Genomic DNA, 20,496 nt, shown 5'->3' on the forward strand with positions numbered 1-20,496 from the left:
TGTTTACAGCTGGAAGTTGCTCAGATCGTCGGTATCGACTTCCGAGTCAATCTGGCCCACCAGGTAGGAGCTGACTTCCACTTCCTGCGGCGCAACCTGAACGTTGTCGGACACCAGCCACGCGTTGATCCACGGAATCGGGTTAGAGCGAGTCTGGAACGGCAGGTCAAGGCCCACAGCCTGCATGCGGATGTTGGTGATGTACTCCACATACTGGCAGAGGATGTCTTTGTTCAGGCCGATCATCGAGCCGTCGCGGAACAGGTAATCTGCCCACTCTTTTTCCTGCTGAGCGGCCAGCACGAACAGGTCGTAGCATTCCTGGCGGCATTCAACGGCGATTTCCGCCATTTCCGGATCGTCTTCGCCGCTGCGCATCAGGTTCAGCATATGCTGGGTGCCGGTCAGGTGCAGAGCTTCGTCACGGGCGATCAGCTTGATGATTTTGGCGTTACCTTCCATCAGCTCGCGCTCGGCAAAAGCGAAGGAACAAGCGAAGCTCACGTAGAAGCGAATCGCTTCCAGGGCGTTAACGCTCATCAGGCAGAGGTACAATTGACGCTTCAGCGCACGCAGGTTCACGGTGACGGTTTTGCCGTTCACGTTGTGCGTGCCTTCGCCCAGCAGGTGCCAGTAGCTGGTCATCTCAATCAGGTCGTCGTAGTAGCCAGAGATGTCTTTGGCGCGCTTGAGGATTTCCTGATTGGTGACGATATCGTCGAAGACGATCGCCGGATCGTTCACGATGTTGCGGATGATATGGGTGTAAGAACGAGAGTGAATGGTCTCGCTAAACGCCCAGGTTTCCACCCAGGTCTCCAGCTCAGGAATGGAGATCAGCGGCAGCAAAGCGACGTTCGGGCTGCGGCCCTGGATGGAATCCAGCAGCGTCTGGTACTTCAAGTTGCTGATGAAGATGTGCTTCTCATGCTCCGGCAGCGCCTGGAAGTCGATACGGTCGCGGGAGACGTCTACTTCTTCCGGGCGCCAGAAGAAGGAGAGCTGCTTTTCAATCAGCTTTTCGAAGATGTCGTATTTCTGCTGGTCGTAGCGCGCGACGTTGACCGACTGGCCAAAGAACATAGGCTCGGCGAGCTGATCGTTTTTCGTCTGTGAAAAAGTAGTGTAAGCCATTATTTGTATTCCGTTATTTTGTTTCCCCTCACCCTGACCCTCTCCCTAAGGGAGAGGGGACTGGCACGGGGCCGGGATAAGCAGAGGTGAGGGAAAAACGACAATCAGATTTTACATGCGCCGCTTTCGCAGCCATCGTCCTGGATGGAAGGCGCCAGGTCATCCTGAGTGTCTTCCGCGCCGTCACGGGTGTTTTGATAGTACAGGGTCTTCACGCCGAATTTATAGGCGGTGAGCAGATCCTTCAGCAGCTGCTGCATTGGCACTTTGCCTGACGGGAAGCGCGTTGGGTCGTAGTTGGTGTTGGCAGAGATCGACTGGTCGATAAACTTCTGCATCAGGCCAACCAGCTGCAGATAGCCGTCGTTGCTCGGCATTTCCCACAGCAGTTCGTAGTTGTTTTTCAGCGCTTCATAATCCGGCACAACCTGGCGCAGGATCCCGTCTTTGGACGCTTTAATGCTGATGTGGCCGCGCGGCGGCTCGATGCCGTTGGTGGCGTTGGAGATCTGCGAAGAGGTCTCGGACGGCATCAGGGCAGAAAGCGTGGAGTTGCGCAGGCCGTGAGTTTTGATGGACTCACGCAGGCCTTCCCAGTCCAGATGCAGCGGCTCGTTGCTGATGGCATCCAGATCTTTCTTATAGGTGTCGATTGGCAGGATGCCTTTTGCATAGGTGGTTTCATTGAACCACGGGCAGGCACCTTGCTCTTTCGCCAGCTCGTTTGACGCTTTCAGCAGGTAGTACTGAATGGCTTCGAAAGTCTTGTGCGTCAGGTTGTTTGCGCTGCCGTCGGAGTAACGTACGCCGTGCTTCGCCAGATAATAGGCAAAGTTAATCACGCCGATACCCAGGGTACGACGGCCCATGGCGCCGCGTTTTGCCGCCAGAATTGGGTAATCCTGGTAGTCGAGCAGGGCGTCGAGCGCGCGAACGGCCAGCACGGCCATCTCTTCCAGATCGTCCAGGCCGTCAATCACGCCAAGGTTGAACGCGGACAGCGTACACAGGGCGATTTCGCCGTTTTCATCGTTGACGTCGTCCAGCGGTTTGGTCGGCAGGGCGATTTCCAGACACAGGTTGGACTGGCGCACCGGGGCAATCGCCGGGTCGAACGGGCTGTGGGTGTTGCAGTGGTCAACGTTCTGGATGTAGATACGGCCGGTGGAGGCACGTTCCTGCATCATCAGGGAGAACAGTTCCACCGCTTTCACGCGCTGTTTACGGATGCTGTCGTCTTTCTCGTACTTGGTGTACAGGCGTTCGAACTCGTCCTGGTCTGCGAAGAAAGCGTCGTACAGTCCCGGCACGTCAGACGGGCTGAACAGGGTGATCTCTTCGCCCTTCAGCAGGCGGGTGTACATCAGCTTGTTGATCTGTACGCCGTAGTCCATGTGGCGCACGCGGTTGCCTTCCACACCACGGTTGTTTTTCAGCACCAGCAGGCTTTCTACTTCCAGATGCCACATCGGGTAGAACAGCGTTGCCGCCCCGCCGCGCACGCCGCCCTGGGAGCAGGACTTCACCGCAGTCTGGAAGTGCTTATAGAACGGGATACAGCCGGTGTGGAACGCTTCACCACCGCGAATCGGGCTGCCCAGTGCACGAATGCGGCCGGCGTTGATACCGATGCCAGCGCGCTGGGAAACGTATTTCACGATCGCGCTGGAGGTGGCGTTGATAGAATCCAGGCTGTCGCCGCACTCGATCAGTACGCAGGAGCTAAACTGACGGGTCGGGGTGCGCACGCCGGACATGATTGGCGTAGGCAGGGAAATCTTGAAGGTGGACACCGCGTCGTAGAAACGTTTCACGTAGCTGAGACGGGTTTCACGCGGGTAGCCGGAGAACAGGCAGGCGGCGACCAGAATATAGAGGAACTGCGCGCTTTCGTAGATTTCACCGGAGACGCGGTTCTGCACGAGGTATTTACCTTCGAGCTGCTTCACCGCCGCGTAAGAGAAGTTCATGTCACGCCAGTGATCGATGAAATCGTTCATCTGCTCGAACTCTTCTTCCGTGTAGTCTTCCAGCAGGTGACGATCGTATTTACCCATCTCAACCATTTTCACAACCTGATCGTAAAGCTTCGGTGGCTCAAACTGGCCGTAAGCTTTTTTACGCAGGTGGAAAATTGCCAGGCGAGCGGCGAGGTACTGATAATCCGGTGCGTCACGGGAGATCAGATCGGCTGCGGCCTTGATGATGGTTTCATGAATGTCAGAAGTCTTGATGCCGTCGTAAAACTGGATATGGGAACGCAGCTCAACCTGGGAAACGGAGACGTTGTTCAGACCCTCAGCGGCCCAGTCGAGTACCCGATGAATTTTATCCAGATTGATGCGCTCTTGGCTGCCATCGCGTTTTGTAACCAGCAGACTCTGATTCATGTGAGTTTTACCTGTCCGTGAGATGAGTTTTCCCCTGATTTATACACATCCGCTAGCCTGTGACTAACTCTGTGGATAAATACTATATATAGGGGGTGGGTGACAAATTGGTCACTAGATGGTGAGTATTCTAGTAAGGAATCCGTTCAGTACAAGTATTGATTTCATCAATAAAATGAGGTTCCCCAGGGCGCTTTTTTCGTAAGTCCACGTCACGTAAGGCTTGAGGGAATTGTCAATGGGATGCAAAAAAAATGAAAATTTTGATCGGGTGCTGATTTCTTAAACTTCATCGATAATTGCGCAACGACTCTGGCGCAATTATCGATAATCAATCCTTATACGATATGCCGATTTATGCTTCAGTATGCAGCATATAATTAACATCTACCCCAGGGCCAAGCTTGAATACGTTGGTGATGGGGTTGAAATGTAATCCGGTCATATGGCGCTCGCGCAGCGGGGTTTCATCCACCCAGCGTAAGAGTTCGGCGGGCTTGATAAACTTTTTAACATCGTGCGTGCCTTTCGGCACCATGCGCATCACATACTCTGCGCCGACGACGGCCATCAGCCAGGCTTTGCCGTTGCGGTTAATGGTGGAGAAGAAGACGTGGCCGCCGGGTTTGACTAAGCGCGCGCAGGCGTGAACCACCGACTGTGGGTCAGGCACGTGCTCCAGCATTTCCATACAGGTTACGACGTCGTACTTCCCGGCATGTTTGCTCGCGTGTTCTTCTACGGTCTCCTGGACATAGTCCACCTTAACGCCGCTTTCCAGCGCGTGAAGGCGAGCCACCTGCAGCGGTTCAAAGCCCATATCCAGGCCGGTGACGTTGGCGCCTTCACGCGCCATGCTCTCCGCCAGAATGCCGCCGCCGCAGCCAACGTCGAGCACGGTTTTGCCGAACAGCCCGCCGGCGCGCTGATTGATATAACCCAAACGCAGAGGATTGATACGGTGCAGCGGCTTAAACTCGCCTTCCAGATCCCACCAGCGGGAAGCGACAGCTTCAAATTTGGCGATTTCCTCGTGGTCGACGTTCTGCGTAACCGGTTGGTTTTCAGCATTCATTACAGCGGTGACTCCTTGCAGATGTTAAGACGGGCAGTATATCAGGCTAACGGCGTGAATAAAGCGCCGACAATTGCGTTGAGGTTTCCCCACACAGGGCCGGATGTGTTATAATTTGCGACCTTTGAATCCGGGAAAACAGTAGAGGGATAGCGGTTACATGAGCGACCTTGCCAGAGAAATTACGCCGGTCAACATTGAGGAAGAGCTAAAGAGCTCGTATCTGGATTATGCGATGTCGGTTATTGTCGGCCGCGCACTGCCAGATGTCCGCGATGGACTTAAGCCGGTACACCGTCGCGTGCTTTACGCGATGAACGTATTGGGCAATGACTGGAACAAAGCATACAAAAAATCCGCCCGTGTTGTTGGTGACGTTATCGGTAAATATCACCCTCATGGTGATACCGCGGTTTATGACACCATCGTCCGTATGGCACAGCCATTTTCCCTGCGTTACATGCTGGTCGACGGCCAGGGTAACTTCGGTTCCGTAGACGGCGACTCTGCCGCGGCGATGCGTTATACGGAAATCCGTATGTCGAAAATCGCCCACGAGCTGATGGCAGACCTGGAAAAAGAGACGGTTGATTTCGTCGATAACTACGACGGCACCGAAAAAATTCCAGACGTCATGCCGACCAAAATTCCTAACCTGCTGGTAAACGGTTCATCCGGTATCGCAGTCGGGATGGCGACGAACATTCCGCCGCACAACATTACCGAAGTGATCAACGGCTGCCTCGCCTATATTGAAGACGAGAACATCAGCGTTGAAGGGCTGATGGAACACATCCCTGGCCCGGATTTCCCGACTGCCGCTATCATTAACGGCCGCCGCGGTATTGAAGAAGCGTATCGTACCGGCCGCGGTAAAATTTATATTCGCGCCCGTGCTGAAGTCGAAGCGGACGCGAAAACCGGCCGCGAGACCATTATCGTTCACGAAATTCCGTACCAGGTGAACAAAGCTCGCCTGATCGAGAAAATCGCCGAGCTGGTGAAAGACAAACGCGTGGAAGGCATTAGCGCCCTGCGCGATGAGTCCGATAAAGACGGTATGCGTATTGTTATTGAGATTAAACGCGACGCCGTGGGCGAAGTGGTGCTCAATAACCTGTATTCCCAGACTCAATTGCAGGTTTCCTTCGGTATCAACATGGTGGCATTGCACCATGGTCAGCCGAAGATCATGACCCTGAAAGAGATCCTGTCTGCGTTCGTGCGCCACCGCCGCGAAGTGGTGACCCGTCGTACCATTTTTGAGCTGCGTAAAGCCCGCGACCGCGCGCATATCCTTGAAGGTCTGGCGATCGCTCTGGCGAATATCGACCCGATCATCGAGCTTATTCGTAACTCGCCAAATGCTGCCGAAGCAAAAGCGAGCCTGGTGGCCCGTTCCTGGGACCTGGGCAACGTTTCTGCAATGCTTGAGCGCGCGGGCGACGATGCTGCTCGTCCTGAGTGGCTGGAGCCAGAGTTTGGCATCCGTGACGGCAAATACTTCCTCACCGAGCAGCAGGCTCAGGCGATTCTGGATCTGCGTCTGCAGAAACTGACTGGTCTTGAGCACGAAAAACTGCTCGACGAGTATAAAGAGCTACTGGAGCAGATCGCCGAACTGCTGCATATCCTGGGCAGCGCAGAGCGCCTGATGGAAGTGATTCGCGAAGAGCTGGAAGCGATGCGCGATCAGTTCGGCGATAACCGCCGTACCGAGATCACCGCCAACACCGCAGATATCAACATTGAAGATCTGATCAACCAGGAAGATGTGGTGGTCACCCTGTCTCATCAGGGCTATGTGAAGTATCAGCCGCTGACCGATTATGAAGCGCAGCGTCGCGGTGGCAAAGGCAAGTCGGCCGCCCGTATTAAAGAAGAAGACTTTATCGACCGCCTGCTGGTGGCCAACACCCACGACACGATCCTGCTTTTCTCCAGCCGTGGTCGCCTGTACTGGATGAAGGTGTATCAGCTGCCGGAAGCGAGCCGTGGCGCGCGTGGCCGCCCAATTGTGAACCTGCTGCCGCTGGAGCAGGACGAGCGCATCACCGCAATTCTGCCGGTGCGCGAGTACGCAGAAGGCATCAACGTGTTCATGGCGACCGCAAGCGGCACCGTGAAGAAAACAGCGCTGACCGACTTCAGCCGTCCGCGTTCTGCGGGCATCATCGCCGTTAACCTTAACGAAGGTGACGAGCTGATTGGCGTTGATTTAACCAACGGCAGCGACGAAGCCATGTTGTTCTCGGCCGCAGGTAAAGTGGTGCGCTTCAAAGAAGACGCTGTTCGTACCATGGGTCGTACCGCAACGGGCGTTCGCGGGATCAAGCTTGCTGGTGACGACAAAGTGGTGTCGCTGATCATTCCTCGCGGTGACGGCGCGATTCTGACCGTTACGCAGAATGGTTATGGTAAACGTACCGCGGCGGCCGAGTATCCAACTAAGTCTCGTGCAACGCAGGGCGTTATCTCCATCAAAGTCACCGAACGTAACGGCAGCGTCGTTGGGGCGGTGCAGGTGGAAGACACCGACCAGATCATGATGATCACCGATGCCGGTACGCTGGTGCGTACTCGTGTGTCTGAAGTCAGCGTGGTTGGGCGTAACACCCAGGGCGTTATTCTCATCCGTACTGCGGAAGACGAAAGCGTTGTGGGCCTGCAGCGCGTCGCCGAGCCTGTGGATGACGAAGAGCTGGACAGCATAGACGGTAGCGTTGCAGAAGGGGACGATGATATCGCGCCGGAAGCGGATACCGATGATGATGTTGCCGACGAAGCGGACGAATAATCCGGAATAGTCTGTAAAAAAGGCCGCGCTAGCGGCCTTTTTTGTTTGCCGTTGCGGGACAAAGGTTTTGCGGCTACCTTAAGCGCATCTCTGTTCACTCGCTCGCGTACTTTCAGGCCCAATTTGAAATACTTCGTCTCTTTTCGCAGCACCCTTAAAATTTCGCGCTACCTGTTCAGGGCGTTGGCGCTTCTGCTCTGGCTGCTTATCGCGCTGTTTTCCGTATTTTACATCGTCAACGCGCTGCACGATAAAGAGTCGGAGATTCGTCAGGAATTTAACATCAGCTTTGACCAGGCCCAGCGCTACATACAGCGCACGTCGGACGTGGTGAAAGAGCTGAAGTACATTGCTGAAAACCGCCTCACGGCGCCCAACGGCGTGCTCCCTCCGCTCGATCAAAGCGCGGATAAAACCGATGCCCCCACGTTTATGCCCCTGTTCCCGGACTCTGACTGTTCGGCGGTGAGCGCGACCTGGCGCAGTTCGCTGCAGTCGCTGTCCTGGTTCCTGCGCTACTGGCGCGATAACTTCTCCGCTGCGTACGATCTCAACCGGGTGTTCCTGATTGGCGGCGATAATCTTTGCATGGCAGATTTTGGGCTGCGTGATATGCCGCTGGAGCGGGAAAATGCGCTGAAAACGCTGCATGAGCGCATCATGAAGTACCGTACCGCGCCGCAGGATGAACGGGCTAACAGTATTTACTGGATTGGGCAGGGGCCGCGCCCCGGTATTGGTTACTTCTATACGCTGACGCCGGTCTATCTGGCGAACCGTCTCCAGGCGCTGTTGGGGATTGAGCAAACGGTGCGGATGGAGAACTTCCTGACGCCGGGCACGCTACCTATTGGCGTCACGATTCTGGATGAAAACGGTCATCCGCTGATTTCGCTGACCGGCCCGGAATCACGTATTGAGCCGGAAAGTCGCTGGATTCAGGATCGCGCCTGGTTTGGCTATACGTCAGGTTTTAAGGCGCTGGTATTGAAGAAAAATCTGCCGCCGTCTTCGCTGAGCGTAATTTACTCTGTGCCTGTCGATCTGGTGCTGGAAAGCATCAGAATGCTGATCCTTAATGCGGTTTTACTCAACGTGCTGGTGGGTATTGTGTTGTTTACCCTGGCGCGAATGTATGAACGCAGGATCTTTATTCCGGCCGAAAGCGATGCCCAGCGACTGGAAGAGCACGAGCAGTTCAACCGGAAAATCGTCGCGTCTGCACCTGTTGGTATCTGTATTTTGCGCACCCAGGACGGCACGAATATTCTGAGTAACGAACTGGCGCACAATTACCTCAATATGTTGACGCACGAGGACAGGCAGCGGCTGACGCAGATAATCTGCGGCCAGCAGGTCAATTTTGTCGATGTGATGACCAGCAACCACACCAATCTGCAGATCAGCTTTGTGCATTCGCGCTACCGCAATGAGAATGTGGCAATTTGCGTGCTGGTTGACGTCAGCGCCCGCGTGAAGATGGAGGAGTCCCTGCAGGAGATGGCCCAGGCCTCGGAACAGGCGAGCCAGTCGAAATCCATGTTCCTCGCCACCGTCAGCCACGAGCTGCGTACGCCGCTGTACGGCATTATCGGTAACCTCGATCTCCTGCAGACCAAAGAGCTGCCGAAGGGCGTGGACAGACTGGTCACGGCGATGAACAACTCGTCGAGCCTGCTGCTGAAAATCATCAGCGACATTCTCGACTTCTCGAAAATCGAGTCAGAGCAGTTGAAGATTGAGCCGCGTGAGTTTTCTCCGCGCGAGGTGATGAGTCACATTACCGCCAACTATTTGCCGCTGGTGGTTCGCAAGCAGCTGGGGCTGTACTGCTTTATCGACGACGATGTACCTTTAACGTTGCAGGGCGACCCCATGCGCTTGCAGCAGGTCATCTCCAACCTGCTCAGTAATGCGATTAAGTTCACCGATATTGGCTGTATTATCCTGCATGTTTCGATCAACGGAGATTACCTGAGCTTCCGGGTGCGTGATACCGGGGTAGGGATCCCGACCAAAGAAGTGACCCGGCTTTTTGACCCGTTCTTCCAGGTCGGAACCGGCGTGCAGCGCAATTTCCAGGGAACCGGGCTGGGGTTGGCGATTTGCGAAAAGCTTATCAGCATGATGGACGGCGATATCTCGGTGGATACCGAGTCGGGAATGGGCAGCCAGTTTACGGTTCGCATCCCACTGTATAAAGCGCAGTTTGCGCCGAAGAATAATGTTGAAGGGCTGGCGGACAAGCGCTGCTGGCTGGCTATTCGCAACGATTATCTCAGCAGTTACCTGGAATCCTTGCTGGTCAAAAACGGGCTACAGGCGCAATCCTGGTCGGGTGAAACGCCGGGCAGCGACGATATTCTGATTACCGATGATAATCTGGCGGCGCCGTGGGGCGGCAGGGCGGCGATTGTCTTCTGCCGCCGACATATTGGGATTCCCGTTGAGTTTGAACCTGGCTGTTGGGTACACAGCGTCGCGGCGCCGCACGAACTGCTGCCGCTGCTGGGGCGGATTTACAGCATCACCGTGGATGTGCCGGGCAGTTCACCGGCCCTGACGGCAGCGAGTGAGATAAGCGAGCAAAATGATGACATGATGATCCTGGTGGTGGATGACCATCCGATCAACCGTCGCTTGCTGGCCGATCAGCTCGGCTCGCTCGGGTATCAATGCAAAACGGCCAATGATGGGATCGATGCGCTGAATGTGCTCAGCAAAAATCATATTGATATCGTACTCAGTGACGTCAACATGCCGAACATGGACGGCTATCGCCTGACACAGCGTATTCGCCAGTTAGGGCTGACGCTGCCGGTGATTGGCGTGACGGCAAACGCGCTGGCGGAAGAGAAGCAGCGCTGCCTGGAGTCCGGTATGGACAGCTGTTTATCTAAACCGGTAACGCTGGATGTGATTAAACAGACGCTGGTGGTTTATGCTGCCCGGGTGCGAAGCACTCGCGATGTCTCGTAAAATAAGCTCATAAAAAAGCCCCGCATGAAAATGCGGGGCTTTTTCTTTGGTTGAGGCAGAAATTATTCTTTGTCCGCCGGCGTCAGGCTCACGGACGAGAGATAGTTCAGCAGAGCAATATCGTTTTCCACACCCAGCTTCATCATTGCAGACTTTTTCTGGCTGCTGATGGTTTTGATGCTGCGGTTCAGCTTGCGGGCGATCTCGGTCACCAGGAAGCCTTCTGCGAACAGGCGAAGCACTTCGCTCTCTTTCGGTGAGAGGCGTTTGTCGCCATAACCGCCAGCGCTGATTTTTTCCAGCAGGCGGGAAACGCTCTCAGGGGTGAATTTTTTGCCTTTCTGCAGCGCGGCGAGGGCTTTTGGCAGATCGGTCGGCGCACCCTGTTTCAGTACAATTCCTTCAATGTCCAGATCCAACACGGCACTCAGGATAGCCGGGTTGTTGTTCATGGTCAGCACGATGATCGACAGGTCCGGGAAGTGACGCTTGATGTATTTAATCAGCGTGATGCCATCACCGTATTTGTCGCCAGGCATGGACAGATCGGTAATCAGAACGTTGGCTTCAAGTTTTGGTAAATTATTGATAAGTGCCGTGGAGTCTTCGAATTCACCGACAACATTCACCCATTCGATCTGCTCAAGAGATTTGCGAATGCCGAACAGAACAATAGGATGGTCGTCAGCAATAATTACGTTCATGTTGTTCATGTAATAGGCTACCTTGCTACAGCAGACTTTTGACGTAAGCATCAATGTCGCTGATATATTTTTGTATGTTTGAAGCATCACTTTCACGAATGTGGTGCTCCAACGTTTCACATAACTGTTTGCCGGGCACCAGATTCAGCATCGCAAACACGCCCTTCAGGCGGTGCGCAGTCTGAGCCAGAGCGGCAAAGTCGCCCGCTGCAGATTCAGTATACAGTCTGGTGACATCTTCCGGTACCGTGTCGACAAACAGCGCGTAATAACCGCTGGCGTGCAGCTGAGCGTTTTCGTCGCCGCCCAGAGGCGAGTCCGGTGTGTCTTCTTCCGCCAGTTGGTTTTCAATCAGCTGCAGAACGGCGTCCTGCATCGCATTGCTGATATTAAAGTTTACCCGGAACTGGCCAGGTGCAATCTTCCGCATCCCGTTTTCATCATCGCTTAAAAGCAAGCCCGAAGCAGTAAGATTAGACGGATTATCAGTGAGGAAGATATCAAAGTCTTGACTCGCGAGCCTTTCGTCCGGGGAAATGCAGTTCGCGCCCCAGTTTTCCAGCATGCGGGTGACAATTGTCCGCACCTCATTGGAGGTGATATCCAGCATCGCCACAACGTCATCCAGCAGCTTCTCGTCCTGCGAATCTGCCTGCGGCTCGGCGTTCATTCTGATATGTAAATTATAGCGCGTGCCGATGTCCGGGCGGGTTTTGATGTTCAGATGACCACCCAGCTTGCGCGCAAGACGATCGCAGAGATAAAACGCGAGACCATTGGCCTTGCCGTAGCGGTCTTCGCTGGTTTCGTTGAGGAACGGGAAGTGCAGATTATCCACTTCTCCGTTGCCGATCCCGTTGCCAGTATCCAGCACGCGGAACAGCAGGCGATCCGGCCCGGCTTCTTCTTCGCTAATCTCAAGTGTGATTTTGCCAATCTGCGTCGTGGTCACGGAATAATGCAACAGCAGCTCGAGGATTTTACGCAGCACGTCTTTGTCGCCGTGGCGTTTTTCATCGGCCGGCAGGTTGTTGTTGATGAGCAGCTGTAACCCTTTACGCTTAATAATCGGCAGCATCGACAGGGCGACTTCATCAACCAGCGACTGAATAGAAAACTCGCTGACGCTGGTTTTCCAGCTGTCGGCTTCCAGCATATTAAGCAGTTGGATCTCATCGACCAGGCGGACAATGGTCTGGGCATCGTTGGCCAGTTGCAGATGCTTGCTGTCGTTGATTTCTGCGGCATGTTCCGCCAGTTGCTTAACCGGAAGCTGAAGGGCTTCTCCAATATGCTGCATAAAGGCGGCTCGGCCCTGCTGATTTTTCTCATACAGGCGCTGGGCCTGTTTGAGCTTCTTGTTCACCAGAATTTCACGATCCTGGTCCCGGATAACAAAAATCTGTGTGCGCGGCGCTATCTGGCTGCGGAACTGGCGAATCTCATACAGCTCGTTATTGACCGTGGCCTGAATTACGCCCTGGTGTTGATCCGCCATTGAAATGATATTTTGCAAATTCAGGTGAGGAAGCAGGTGATCGGCAATTTTATTGCTGATCACAGTACGGTTCGCGTCGAGGTCATGCACCAGCAGTCCAAGCGGAAGGATCGCGACAATCTCTTCATTTAGCGCACGCAGTATTTGCAGCTCGCCATTCCCCGGATTGCTTTCGGCCTGCCGCTGTGGCTGCTGACGGAAGGTCGCAAAACCAAAAACGGCCAGCCCGAGCAGCGCAATATTCAGCAGTAGCGGCAGCAGAATGTTTTGCAGCGTGTCCATCATCAGCGTGCCAAATGGGACTTGCCACACCAGCTGTAGCTGCGTTGTCGCTACCGGCGCCGTGATTTCAATGCGTGCGCTATTAAAGTTAATGCTGACGCTGTCCGGATCGTCCTTATCTGCTGCCGTCGCCGCTGTTGTCCGCTGGCGCTCGTCAGGATCCAACTGGAAGCTGTCCAGCGACATGGTGGGCGGGATGAGGTCGTTAATCGGCAGATCAAATGCGACCACGGTAGCCAGATGTCCTGGCTGGTTAAACGTGGTTCTCAGCGTGAAATAATGGCCGTTTTGCCAGTTAAGTTTGCGCAGAGGCGAGAAGCTTTCCCGTTCGTCGAGAGCATTGGCCTGCTGCAGCATCTCCGCGCGGCGTGAATCCACGATGGTGCCGACGCCGGAGTCTTTAAACCCGGAGGAAAGATCTTTGAGCGGCAGCGTCGAGACCAGAATCATGCTGTTGTCCTGGCCGTTAAGGTAGTACATCGACCACGGGCTGCTTTCGGCCCCCCAAAGTGTGTCCAGGTAACCGGATATTCGCTGCGTCATTTCCAGCGTAGAGCTGTCATGCGAGCCAAAAATCAGTGCTTCGGTTTTGCTACGCGGTTTGTCGAGGTAATAGACGTCCTGGCGCAGCCGAGTTTCCTGCAGGTTTTCGCCTGAGGCTGCCGGGGCCGTCGCGATGTTGTCGTAAATTTGCCATGTGGCGTAGCGGTAGGTTTCTACACGCTTATGCAGGGCATGGGTGATGTCAACAATCTGGTAGCTTTTATCCTTTAGCCAGGCATTAACGGCGCTTTGTACCAGCACGCCCATTGAGACAAGCAGGACGATGATCAGCAGCAGAAAGAAGCGAGTAATGTTGCCGGGGAACAGTGAGAATTTATTTAGAAACATATTTTCAGACTGGCTCATTGTATGTACGTAACCCGGCGAATCCTCGCCAATCCTGGATGATAGAAAGCCCAACTGTTTTAGTGAGCCGTTTCGGCTTAGCATTTTAGCGCTTGCTGCGCCTAAGAATACCTTTATATGACGGTGCCGTCAGCAATCTGACGCAGTATAGGGGGTTCTCGGTTTTTTTTCAGGTGACTGATTATTAGGAAAAATCCTTAAATAAAAATTTGCGTTAAGTCTCACCGGCAATTTGTACAGCTGAAGATGATTTGTACAGATATTGATGGCTGGCATGTCGGGTGAGAGGAGATATTTTTTTAAGAAAAATCCGTATTCGGCATGAAATATGGAGGAAAAAAGCAGACTGATTAATTAACAGGCGTTACAAATTTCATCGCTAGCACAGGAATATTAAAGTTGTGTAAAGAAGGGTAAAAAAAAACCGGATGCAAGCATCCGGTACTAATAGGGGTAAACGGACATTCAAATTCGAATGACGGTAATAAATAAAGTTAATGATGATAGCGATAATGATTCTATCGCCTAAGTTAAGAAAAAAATTATCATTCAGTGCTACTTTTTTATTTGTTGTTTAACTAATTGATTTTATTGGGTTGTTATTATTTTTTGATTATTGATGCTTATATTTTTAGCTATTCGTGCTAAAAAAAGTTCCCTCTTATTTACATTTTGATACATCTATATTGATGAATGAAACATCTATATAGTTTTCGTATCATATTCTTATTGGATTATTCTGTATTTGTTTTGGACAATGAATTTGCCGACTGATTAGAGGGTTAATCAGTAAGCAGTGGTAAATAAAATAAGGCATATAACAGAGGGTTAATAAGATGAAAGTTAAAGCACTGTCCCTTCTGGTACCAGCTCTGCTGGTAGCAGGCGCTGCAAATGCAGCCGAAATTTACAACAAAGACGGCAATAAATTAGACCTGTACGGTAAAGTTGATGGTCTGCACTATTTCTCCAACGACAAAAGCGCTGACGGCGACCAAACTTACGTTCGCTTCGGCTTCAAAGGTGAAACTCAGATCAACGACCAACTGACCGGTTACGGCCAGTGGGAATACAACGTTCAGGCGAACAACACTGAAAGCTCTAGCGATCAGGCATGGACTCGTCTGGCATTTGCTGGTCTGAAATTCGGCCAGGGCGGCTCTCTCGACTACGGTCGTAACTACGGCGTTGTTTACGATGTTACTTCCTGGACCGACGTTCTGCCAGAGTTCGGCGGTGACACTTACGGTTCCGACAACTTCCTGCAGTCTCGTGCTAACGGCGTTGCCACCTACCGTAACACTGACTTCTTCGGCCTGGTTGATGGCCTGAACTTTGCTCTGCAGTACCAGGGTAAAAACGGTAGCCAGAGCGGTGAGGGTTCTACCAACAACGGTCGTGGCGTCCTGAAACAGAATGGTGACGGCTTCGGCGGCTCCCTGACCTATGCACTGGGCGAAGGCTTCAGCGTTGGTTCTGCAATTTCCAGCTCCAAGCGTACCACTGACCAGAACAACACTGCGAATGTACTGGGCCACGGCTCCGATGCGACCACCTACACCGGTGGTCTGAAATACGACGCGAACAACATCTACCTGGCAACGCAGTACACCCAGACCTACAACGCAACGCGTTTTGGCAGCAGCACCAGCACACTGTCTGGCTTTGCTAACAAAGCACAAAACTTCGAAGTTGTTGCTCAGTACCAGTTCGACTTCGGTCTGCGTCCTTCCATCGCTTACCTGCAGTCTAAAGGTAAAAACATCGAAGGTTTCGGCAACCAGGATCTGCTGAAATATGTTGATGTGGGCGCGACTTACTATTTCAACAAAAACATGTCCACCTATGTTGACTACAAAATCAACCTGCTGGACAAAAATGAGTTCACTCAGGCAACTGGCATCGGTACCGATGACGTTGTGGGTGTAGGCCTGGTTTACCAGTTCTAATTCAGCTCAAGCTGACAAAGGCGCCGCAAGGCGCCTTTTTTATGTCTCAAACCTCAATGACTTGCCGCTTACTCCCGCTCCAGATAGCTTTTGCTGTAACCTTACTCCCCCAAAACTGGAGAATGACACCATGGATTTTCGCATTATTCGCCGCGGCTGGCTTGCCGTAGCTCTTTTCGCTCTGTCAGGTTGTGATAACGCTCAGCCTGATGCCACCAAGGCCCTGGTGCTCGAAGGTAAAACCATGGGGACTTACTGGCGCGTGAGCCTGGCGGATGTCGATGATGCGCAGAAAGCTGCGCTGCAGAAAAAAATTCAGGATCAGCTTGATGCCGACGATCGGCTGATGTCTACCTGGAAAAAAGACTCGGCGCTTTCCCTTTTTAATCAGTCCACCAGCACTGAGCCGTATCCGGTGAGCGAGGCGATGAGCGATATCGTCACGATGTCGCTGCGCATTGGCGCGAAAACCGACGGGGCGATGGACATTACGGTTGGGCCTTTGGTCAATCTGTGGGGCTTCGGACCAGATAAACAGCCTCTGCACACGCCGAACCAGGCACAAATTGATGCGGCCAAAGCCTTAACCGGATTACAGCACCTGAAGGTGGTGAATGCTGCCGGTAAGCAGTGGCTACAAAAGGATCTGCCCGGATTGTATGTTGATCTGTCGACTATCGGGGAAGGTTACGCCGCCGATCATCTTGCCCGCCTGATGGAGCAAAATGGGATTAGTCGTTACCTGGTTTCTGTGGGTGGAGCCGTGACCACTCGCGGTACTAATCCGGCAGGGAAAGCCTGGCGGGTGGCTATTCAGAAACCCACCGATCGGGAAAATGCCGTGCAGGCGATGGTTGATATCAACGGCCACGGGATCAGTACCTCGGGCAGTTACCGTAACTATTACGAGCTGGACGGCAAGCGTATTTCCCACATTATTAACCCTCAAACCGGGCGGCCAATAGAGCACAAATTAGTCTCCGCCACCGTCATTGCGCCAACGGCGATGGAAGCGGATGGTTGGGACACAGGGCTGATGGTCCTGGGGGAAGAAAAAGCCAAACAGGTTGCGGAGAAAGAAGGCCTGGCCGTTTACCTCATCAGTAAAGAAGGGGACGGGTTCCGGAGCTGGATGTCGCCACAGTTCAAAACCTTCCTGCTTGACGAAAAAAATTAAAAAGCAAGAACACGAGTTTTTCATCCGGCCTGTGCTGCCATGATGGTATCGTTAAGTTAAGCACGAGGTCGCGATGATGAAACAGACAAACGGGTATATCACAGATCAGCAGCGCTGGCAGGCCGTGGAACAGCGCGATGCTGGGGCTGACGGGCAATTCGTTTTTGCCGTCAAAACAACCGGTATTTTCTGCCGGCCCTCCTGCAGCGCCCGCCGTCCGCTGCGTGAAAATACAGCGTTCTATGCCACACCTGAAGCGGCGATTGAGGCGGGATTTCGCTCCTGCAAACGCTGCCAGCCTGACAAGCTTGCCCCTTCGCTCCAGCGAGTGGCTCGCATTGAAGAAGCTTGCCGGATTATTGAATCCAGTGAGATGCCGTTGACCCTTGATGAGCTTGCCGGGCGGGTCGCCATGAGCAGCTTTCACTTCCATCGCCTCTTTAAAAGCATAACGGGCCTGACACCAAACGCATGGCAAAAAGCGCATCGCGCTCGCCGCTTGCGTCAAGGGCTCGCGCAGGGGAAAGGGGTAACCAACGCCATTTTTGATGCGGGTTTTCAGTCGGGCAGCGCGTATTATCATCAGGCGGATGCTGCTTTGGGCATGACGGCAAGCCAGTACCGTAAGGGCGGGGCTCGTGCTAACGTCCAGTTTGTGGTCGGTACCTGCCAATTAGGCGAATTTCTGGTGGCGGAAAGCGAGCGCGGTATTTGCGCAATTTTACTGGGTGAGAACGCTGAAACACTTATTGTGGAGCTGGAAACTGAATTTCCTTCTTCACATCTTACGCCCGGTGATGAGGGATTCGCTTCACGCGTGGCGCAGGTCATTAGCTTTATCGAATCGCCCACGGCTGAATTTTCGTTGCCGCTGGATATTCGAGGGACGGCATTTCAGCAGCAGGTATGGCAGGCGCTACGAGCCGTTCCGCCTGGATCTACCGTTAGCTATAGCGAGCTGGCTGAACGTATCGGTAAACCCGCAGCTGTACGTGCCGTGGCAGGTGCCTGTGCGGCCAACACGCTTGCGGTTGCCATTCCATGCCACCGCGTTATCCGCAGCGACGGAGGGCTGTCCGGCTATCGCTGGGGCGTGGAGCGCAAGCGTCAGCTGCTGGAAAACGAAACGAGAAGGCAGAAAGAATAATGCTGGATTTGTTTGCTGATGATGCACCGTGGGAAGAGCCACTTGCCGAGGGGGCGACTATCCTGCGGCGCTTTGCGCGGGAAGAGGCCGCCGCGCTGATGGCCGGCGTTCTGCAGGTCTCTCAGCTGGCGCCTTTCCGCCATATGGTGACGCCCGGCGGGTACACGATGTCGGTGGCAATGACCAACTGCGGCGCGTTAGGCTGGAGCACCAATCAGCATGGCTATTTGTATTCGCCTCAGGACTCGCTGACCGGGCAGCCGTGGCCGCCAATTCCGGATGTATTTCAGTCCATTTGCCATCGAGCCTCAATGGCCGCCGGGTACCCTGATTTTGAACCCGATGCCTGCCTGATCAACCGCTATGCCGCAGGCACAAAACTCTCTCTCCACCAGGATAAAGACGAGCCTAATCTGCGCCAGCCCATTGTTTCTGTCTCGCTGGGCTTACCTGCCATTTTTCAATTTGGCGGCCTGCAGCGCGGAGATCCTTTGCAACGTGTCATGCTGGAGCATGGTGACGTTGTGGTATGGGGAGGCTTCTCAAGGCTTTTTTATCACGGTATTCTGCCCCTCAAACCCGGTTTTCATCCTCTCACCGATCAATTCCGCTACAACCTGACCTTCCGCCGCGCTTCGTAAGACGAATAAAAATAAGAATTATTCTTGATGTGGGCGGCGAGCCGTTTAAACTGCTCGCTGTTTTATTTTGCAGGTAGGAAACAATGGAGCTACTTCGTGTGGTTTATCGCCAGTATCGCTGGCCTTTTTTGATGGTCATGGCGTTAAGCCTGGCAAGTGCGGCGCTGGGCATTGGCCTGATCGCGTTCATTAACCAGCGTCTGATTGAAACCCCCGATCTTACCCTGGCTGTCTTGCCGGAGTTTCTGGGCTTGCTTTTGTTGTTGATGGCAGTGACGCTCGGCTCGCAGCTGGCGTTAACCACCCTTGGTCACCATTTTGTTTTTCGCCTGCGCAGCGAGTTTATCAAGCGCCTGATGGATACCGATGTTGAACGCGTAGAGCAACTGGGCAGCGCGGCACTGCTGGCGGGGTTAACCAGCGACGTGCGCAATATTACGATTGCCTTTGTTCGACTGCCTGAGCTGGTGCAGGGGATTATTCTGGCTATTGGCTCTGCGGCTTACCTCGCCTGGCTTTCCCCTAAAATGCTGGGTGTAACTACCGTGTGGCTGGTTATCACCATTGTGGGGGGATACTTGCTGGTGGCGCGGGTATACAAGCATATGGCCCAGCTTCGTGAAATCGAAGACAAGCTCTATCATGATTATCAAACCGTCATCGAGGGGCGTAAGGAACTGGCCCTGAACCGCGAGCGTGCTGAGCGAATTTATGAAGACACCTATACGCCCCACGCCGCCGATTATCGAAACAATATTATCCGGGCAGATACTTACCACCTTAGCGCCGTTAACTGGTCAAACATCATGATGCTGGGCGCGATTGGCCTGGTGTTCTACATGGCTAACAGCCTGGGCTGGTCCGATACCAACGTGGCGGCGACTTTTTCTTTAACGTTGCTATTCCTGCGCACGCCGCTCCTTTCTGCCGTCGGGGCGCTGCCCACGCTGTTAAGCGCCCAGGTTGCGTTCAATAAACTGAACAAGTTCCAGCTTGCGCCGTACAATGCTGCTTTCCCACATTCAAAGATTGCTGGTAACTGGCAGCAGCTTGAAATGCGCGATGTGGTGTTTCAGTACGGGGATAATAGTTTCAGCGTTGGTCCACTGAATCTCACTATCAAGCGAGGGGAGTTGCTGTTTCTGATTGGCGGTAACGGCAGCGGGAAATCCACGCTGGCCATGCTGCTGACGGGGCTCTATCAGCCTGTCAGCGGGGCGATTTATCTTGATGGCCAACGCGTTGAGACGCAGGCGCAGGATGACTATCGTAAGCTGTTTTCCGCGGTATTCACCGATATCTGGTTGTTCGATCGTCTGTTAGGGCCACAGGGCAAAGCGGCTAATCCTGAGCTCATCAATAGCTGGCTTGAGCGCCTGAAAATGAGCAGTAAGCTGGAGCTGGACAACGGCACCATTCTCAACCTGAAGCTATCAAAGGGCCAGCGTAAGCGTGTTGCATTGCTGCTGGCGATAGCGGAAGAGCGCGATATTATCCTGCTGGACGAATGGGCCGCCGATCAGGATCCCCATTTCCGCCGTGAATTCTACCAGGTACTGCTGCCGTTAATGCAGCAAATGGGGAAAACGGTCTTTGCCATCAGCCATGACGACCACTACTTCATCCATGCAGACCGGCTTCTGGAAATGCGTCAGGGCCAGCTCAGAGAGTTGATCGGCGACGAGAGGGCACAAGCTTCGCGTGATGCCGTGGCAAGAACGAGTCATTAAGTCAGCGCCACCTAAACAAAGTAAAAAAACCAGCTAATTAAGGCTGGTTTTTTGTTTTCTTCATCTCGTCAGGCTATAAACTAA

At 53.5% G+C, this 20,496-nt stretch carries 12 protein-coding genes; 7 read left to right on the top strand and 5 right to left on the bottom strand.

Features of this window, described 5'->3' with window-relative positions:
• Window positions 1-3 precede the first annotated feature (3 nt).
• The 3 genes from nrdB to ubiG all read right to left on the bottom strand — a co-directional run bounded on the left by nrdB (window position 4) and on the right by ubiG (window position 4,599).
• On the bottom strand, window positions 4-1,134 hold the full coding sequence (nrdB, locus tag B9Y90_RS00945) for a class Ia ribonucleoside-diphosphate reductase subunit beta (protein ID WP_008459840.1): 1,131 nt from the start codon (window positions 1,132-1,134) through the stop codon (window positions 4-6).
• 104 nt (window positions 1,135-1,238) lie between these two features.
• A complete protein-coding gene (nrdA, locus tag B9Y90_RS00950) occupies window positions 1,239-3,524 on the bottom strand; it encodes a class 1a ribonucleoside-diphosphate reductase subunit alpha (protein WP_085539930.1) in 2,286 nt (761 codons plus the stop codon).
• Window positions 3,525-3,879: 355 nt separating this feature from the next.
• Window positions 3,880-4,599 carry a bifunctional 2-polyprenyl-6-hydroxyphenol methylase/3-demethylubiquinol 3-O-methyltransferase UbiG gene (gene ubiG / locus B9Y90_RS00955; RefSeq protein WP_039295490.1) on the bottom strand — a complete coding sequence of 240 codons (720 nt, stop codon included), beginning with the start codon at window positions 4,597-4,599 and terminating at the stop codon, window positions 3,880-3,882.
• Window positions 4,600-4,759: 160 nt separating this feature from the next.
• On the opposite strand from ubiG, the gene gyrA reads away from it, so the two are divergent.
• Entirely contained in the window at window positions 4,760-7,396 is a 2,637-nt protein-coding gene (gene gyrA, locus B9Y90_RS00960) for a DNA topoisomerase (ATP-hydrolyzing) subunit A (RefSeq protein WP_008459847.1), read from the top strand.
• Window positions 7,397-7,519: 123 nt separating this feature from the next.
• On the top strand, window positions 7,520-10,375 hold the full coding sequence (gene rcsC, locus B9Y90_RS00965) for a two-component system sensor histidine kinase RcsC (RefSeq protein ID WP_085539931.1): 2,856 nt from the start codon (window positions 7,520-7,522) through the stop codon (window positions 10,373-10,375).
• Window positions 10,376-10,437: 62 nt separating this feature from the next.
• On the opposite strand, the gene rcsB is transcribed toward rcsC, so the two are convergent.
• Both rcsB and rcsD read right to left on the bottom strand, forming a co-directional pair.
• Window positions 10,438-11,088, bottom strand: coding sequence for a response regulator transcription factor RcsB (rcsB, locus tag B9Y90_RS00970; RefSeq protein WP_038480967.1), 651 nt, complete (start codon window positions 11,086-11,088; stop codon window positions 10,438-10,440).
• A 16-nt stretch (window positions 11,089-11,104) separates the two neighbouring features.
• On the bottom strand, window positions 11,105-13,750 hold the full coding sequence (gene rcsD / locus B9Y90_RS00975; RefSeq protein ID WP_085539990.1) for a phosphotransferase RcsD: 2,646 nt from the start codon (window positions 13,748-13,750) through the stop codon (window positions 11,105-11,107).
• Window positions 13,751-14,604: 854 nt separating this feature from the next.
• Here rcsD and B9Y90_RS00980 point away from each other — a divergent pair.
• The 5 genes from B9Y90_RS00980 to B9Y90_RS01000 all read left to right on the top strand — a co-directional run bounded on the left by B9Y90_RS00980 (window position 14,605) and on the right by B9Y90_RS01000 (window position 20,412).
• Window positions 14,605-15,717: a porin OmpC gene (locus tag B9Y90_RS00980; RefSeq protein WP_085539932.1), complete on the top strand. Its 1,113-nt coding sequence runs from the start codon at window positions 14,605-14,607 to the stop codon at window positions 15,715-15,717.
• Window positions 15,718-15,847: 130 nt separating this feature from the next.
• Entirely contained in the window at window positions 15,848-16,894 is a 1,047-nt protein-coding gene (gene apbE, locus B9Y90_RS00985) for an FAD:protein FMN transferase ApbE (protein WP_085539933.1), read from the top strand.
• A gap of 76 nt (window positions 16,895-16,970) precedes the next feature.
• On the top strand, window positions 16,971-18,041 hold the full coding sequence (ada, locus tag B9Y90_RS00990; RefSeq protein WP_085539934.1) for a bifunctional DNA-binding transcriptional regulator/O6-methylguanine-DNA methyltransferase Ada: 1,071 nt from the start codon (window positions 16,971-16,973) through the stop codon (window positions 18,039-18,041).
• Window positions 18,041-18,682 (top strand): DNA oxidative demethylase AlkB, encoded by a 642-nt coding sequence (gene alkB, locus B9Y90_RS00995; RefSeq protein ID WP_085539935.1) that lies wholly within the window; start codon window positions 18,041-18,043, stop codon window positions 18,680-18,682. The genes ada and alkB overlap by 1 nt, the downstream gene beginning before the upstream one ends.
• An 83-nt stretch (window positions 18,683-18,765) precedes the next feature.
• Window positions 18,766-20,412, top strand: coding sequence for a multidrug ABC transporter permease/ATP-binding protein (locus B9Y90_RS01000; RefSeq protein ID WP_085539936.1), 1,647 nt, complete (start codon window positions 18,766-18,768; stop codon window positions 20,410-20,412).
• The last annotated feature ends 84 nt before the right edge of the window (window positions 20,413-20,496 follow it).

It is taken from the genome of Cedecea sp. NFIX57 (assembly GCF_900177785.1).
GTDB classification, from domain to species: Bacteria; Pseudomonadota; Gammaproteobacteria; order Enterobacterales; family Enterobacteriaceae; genus Cedecea; species Cedecea neteri_C.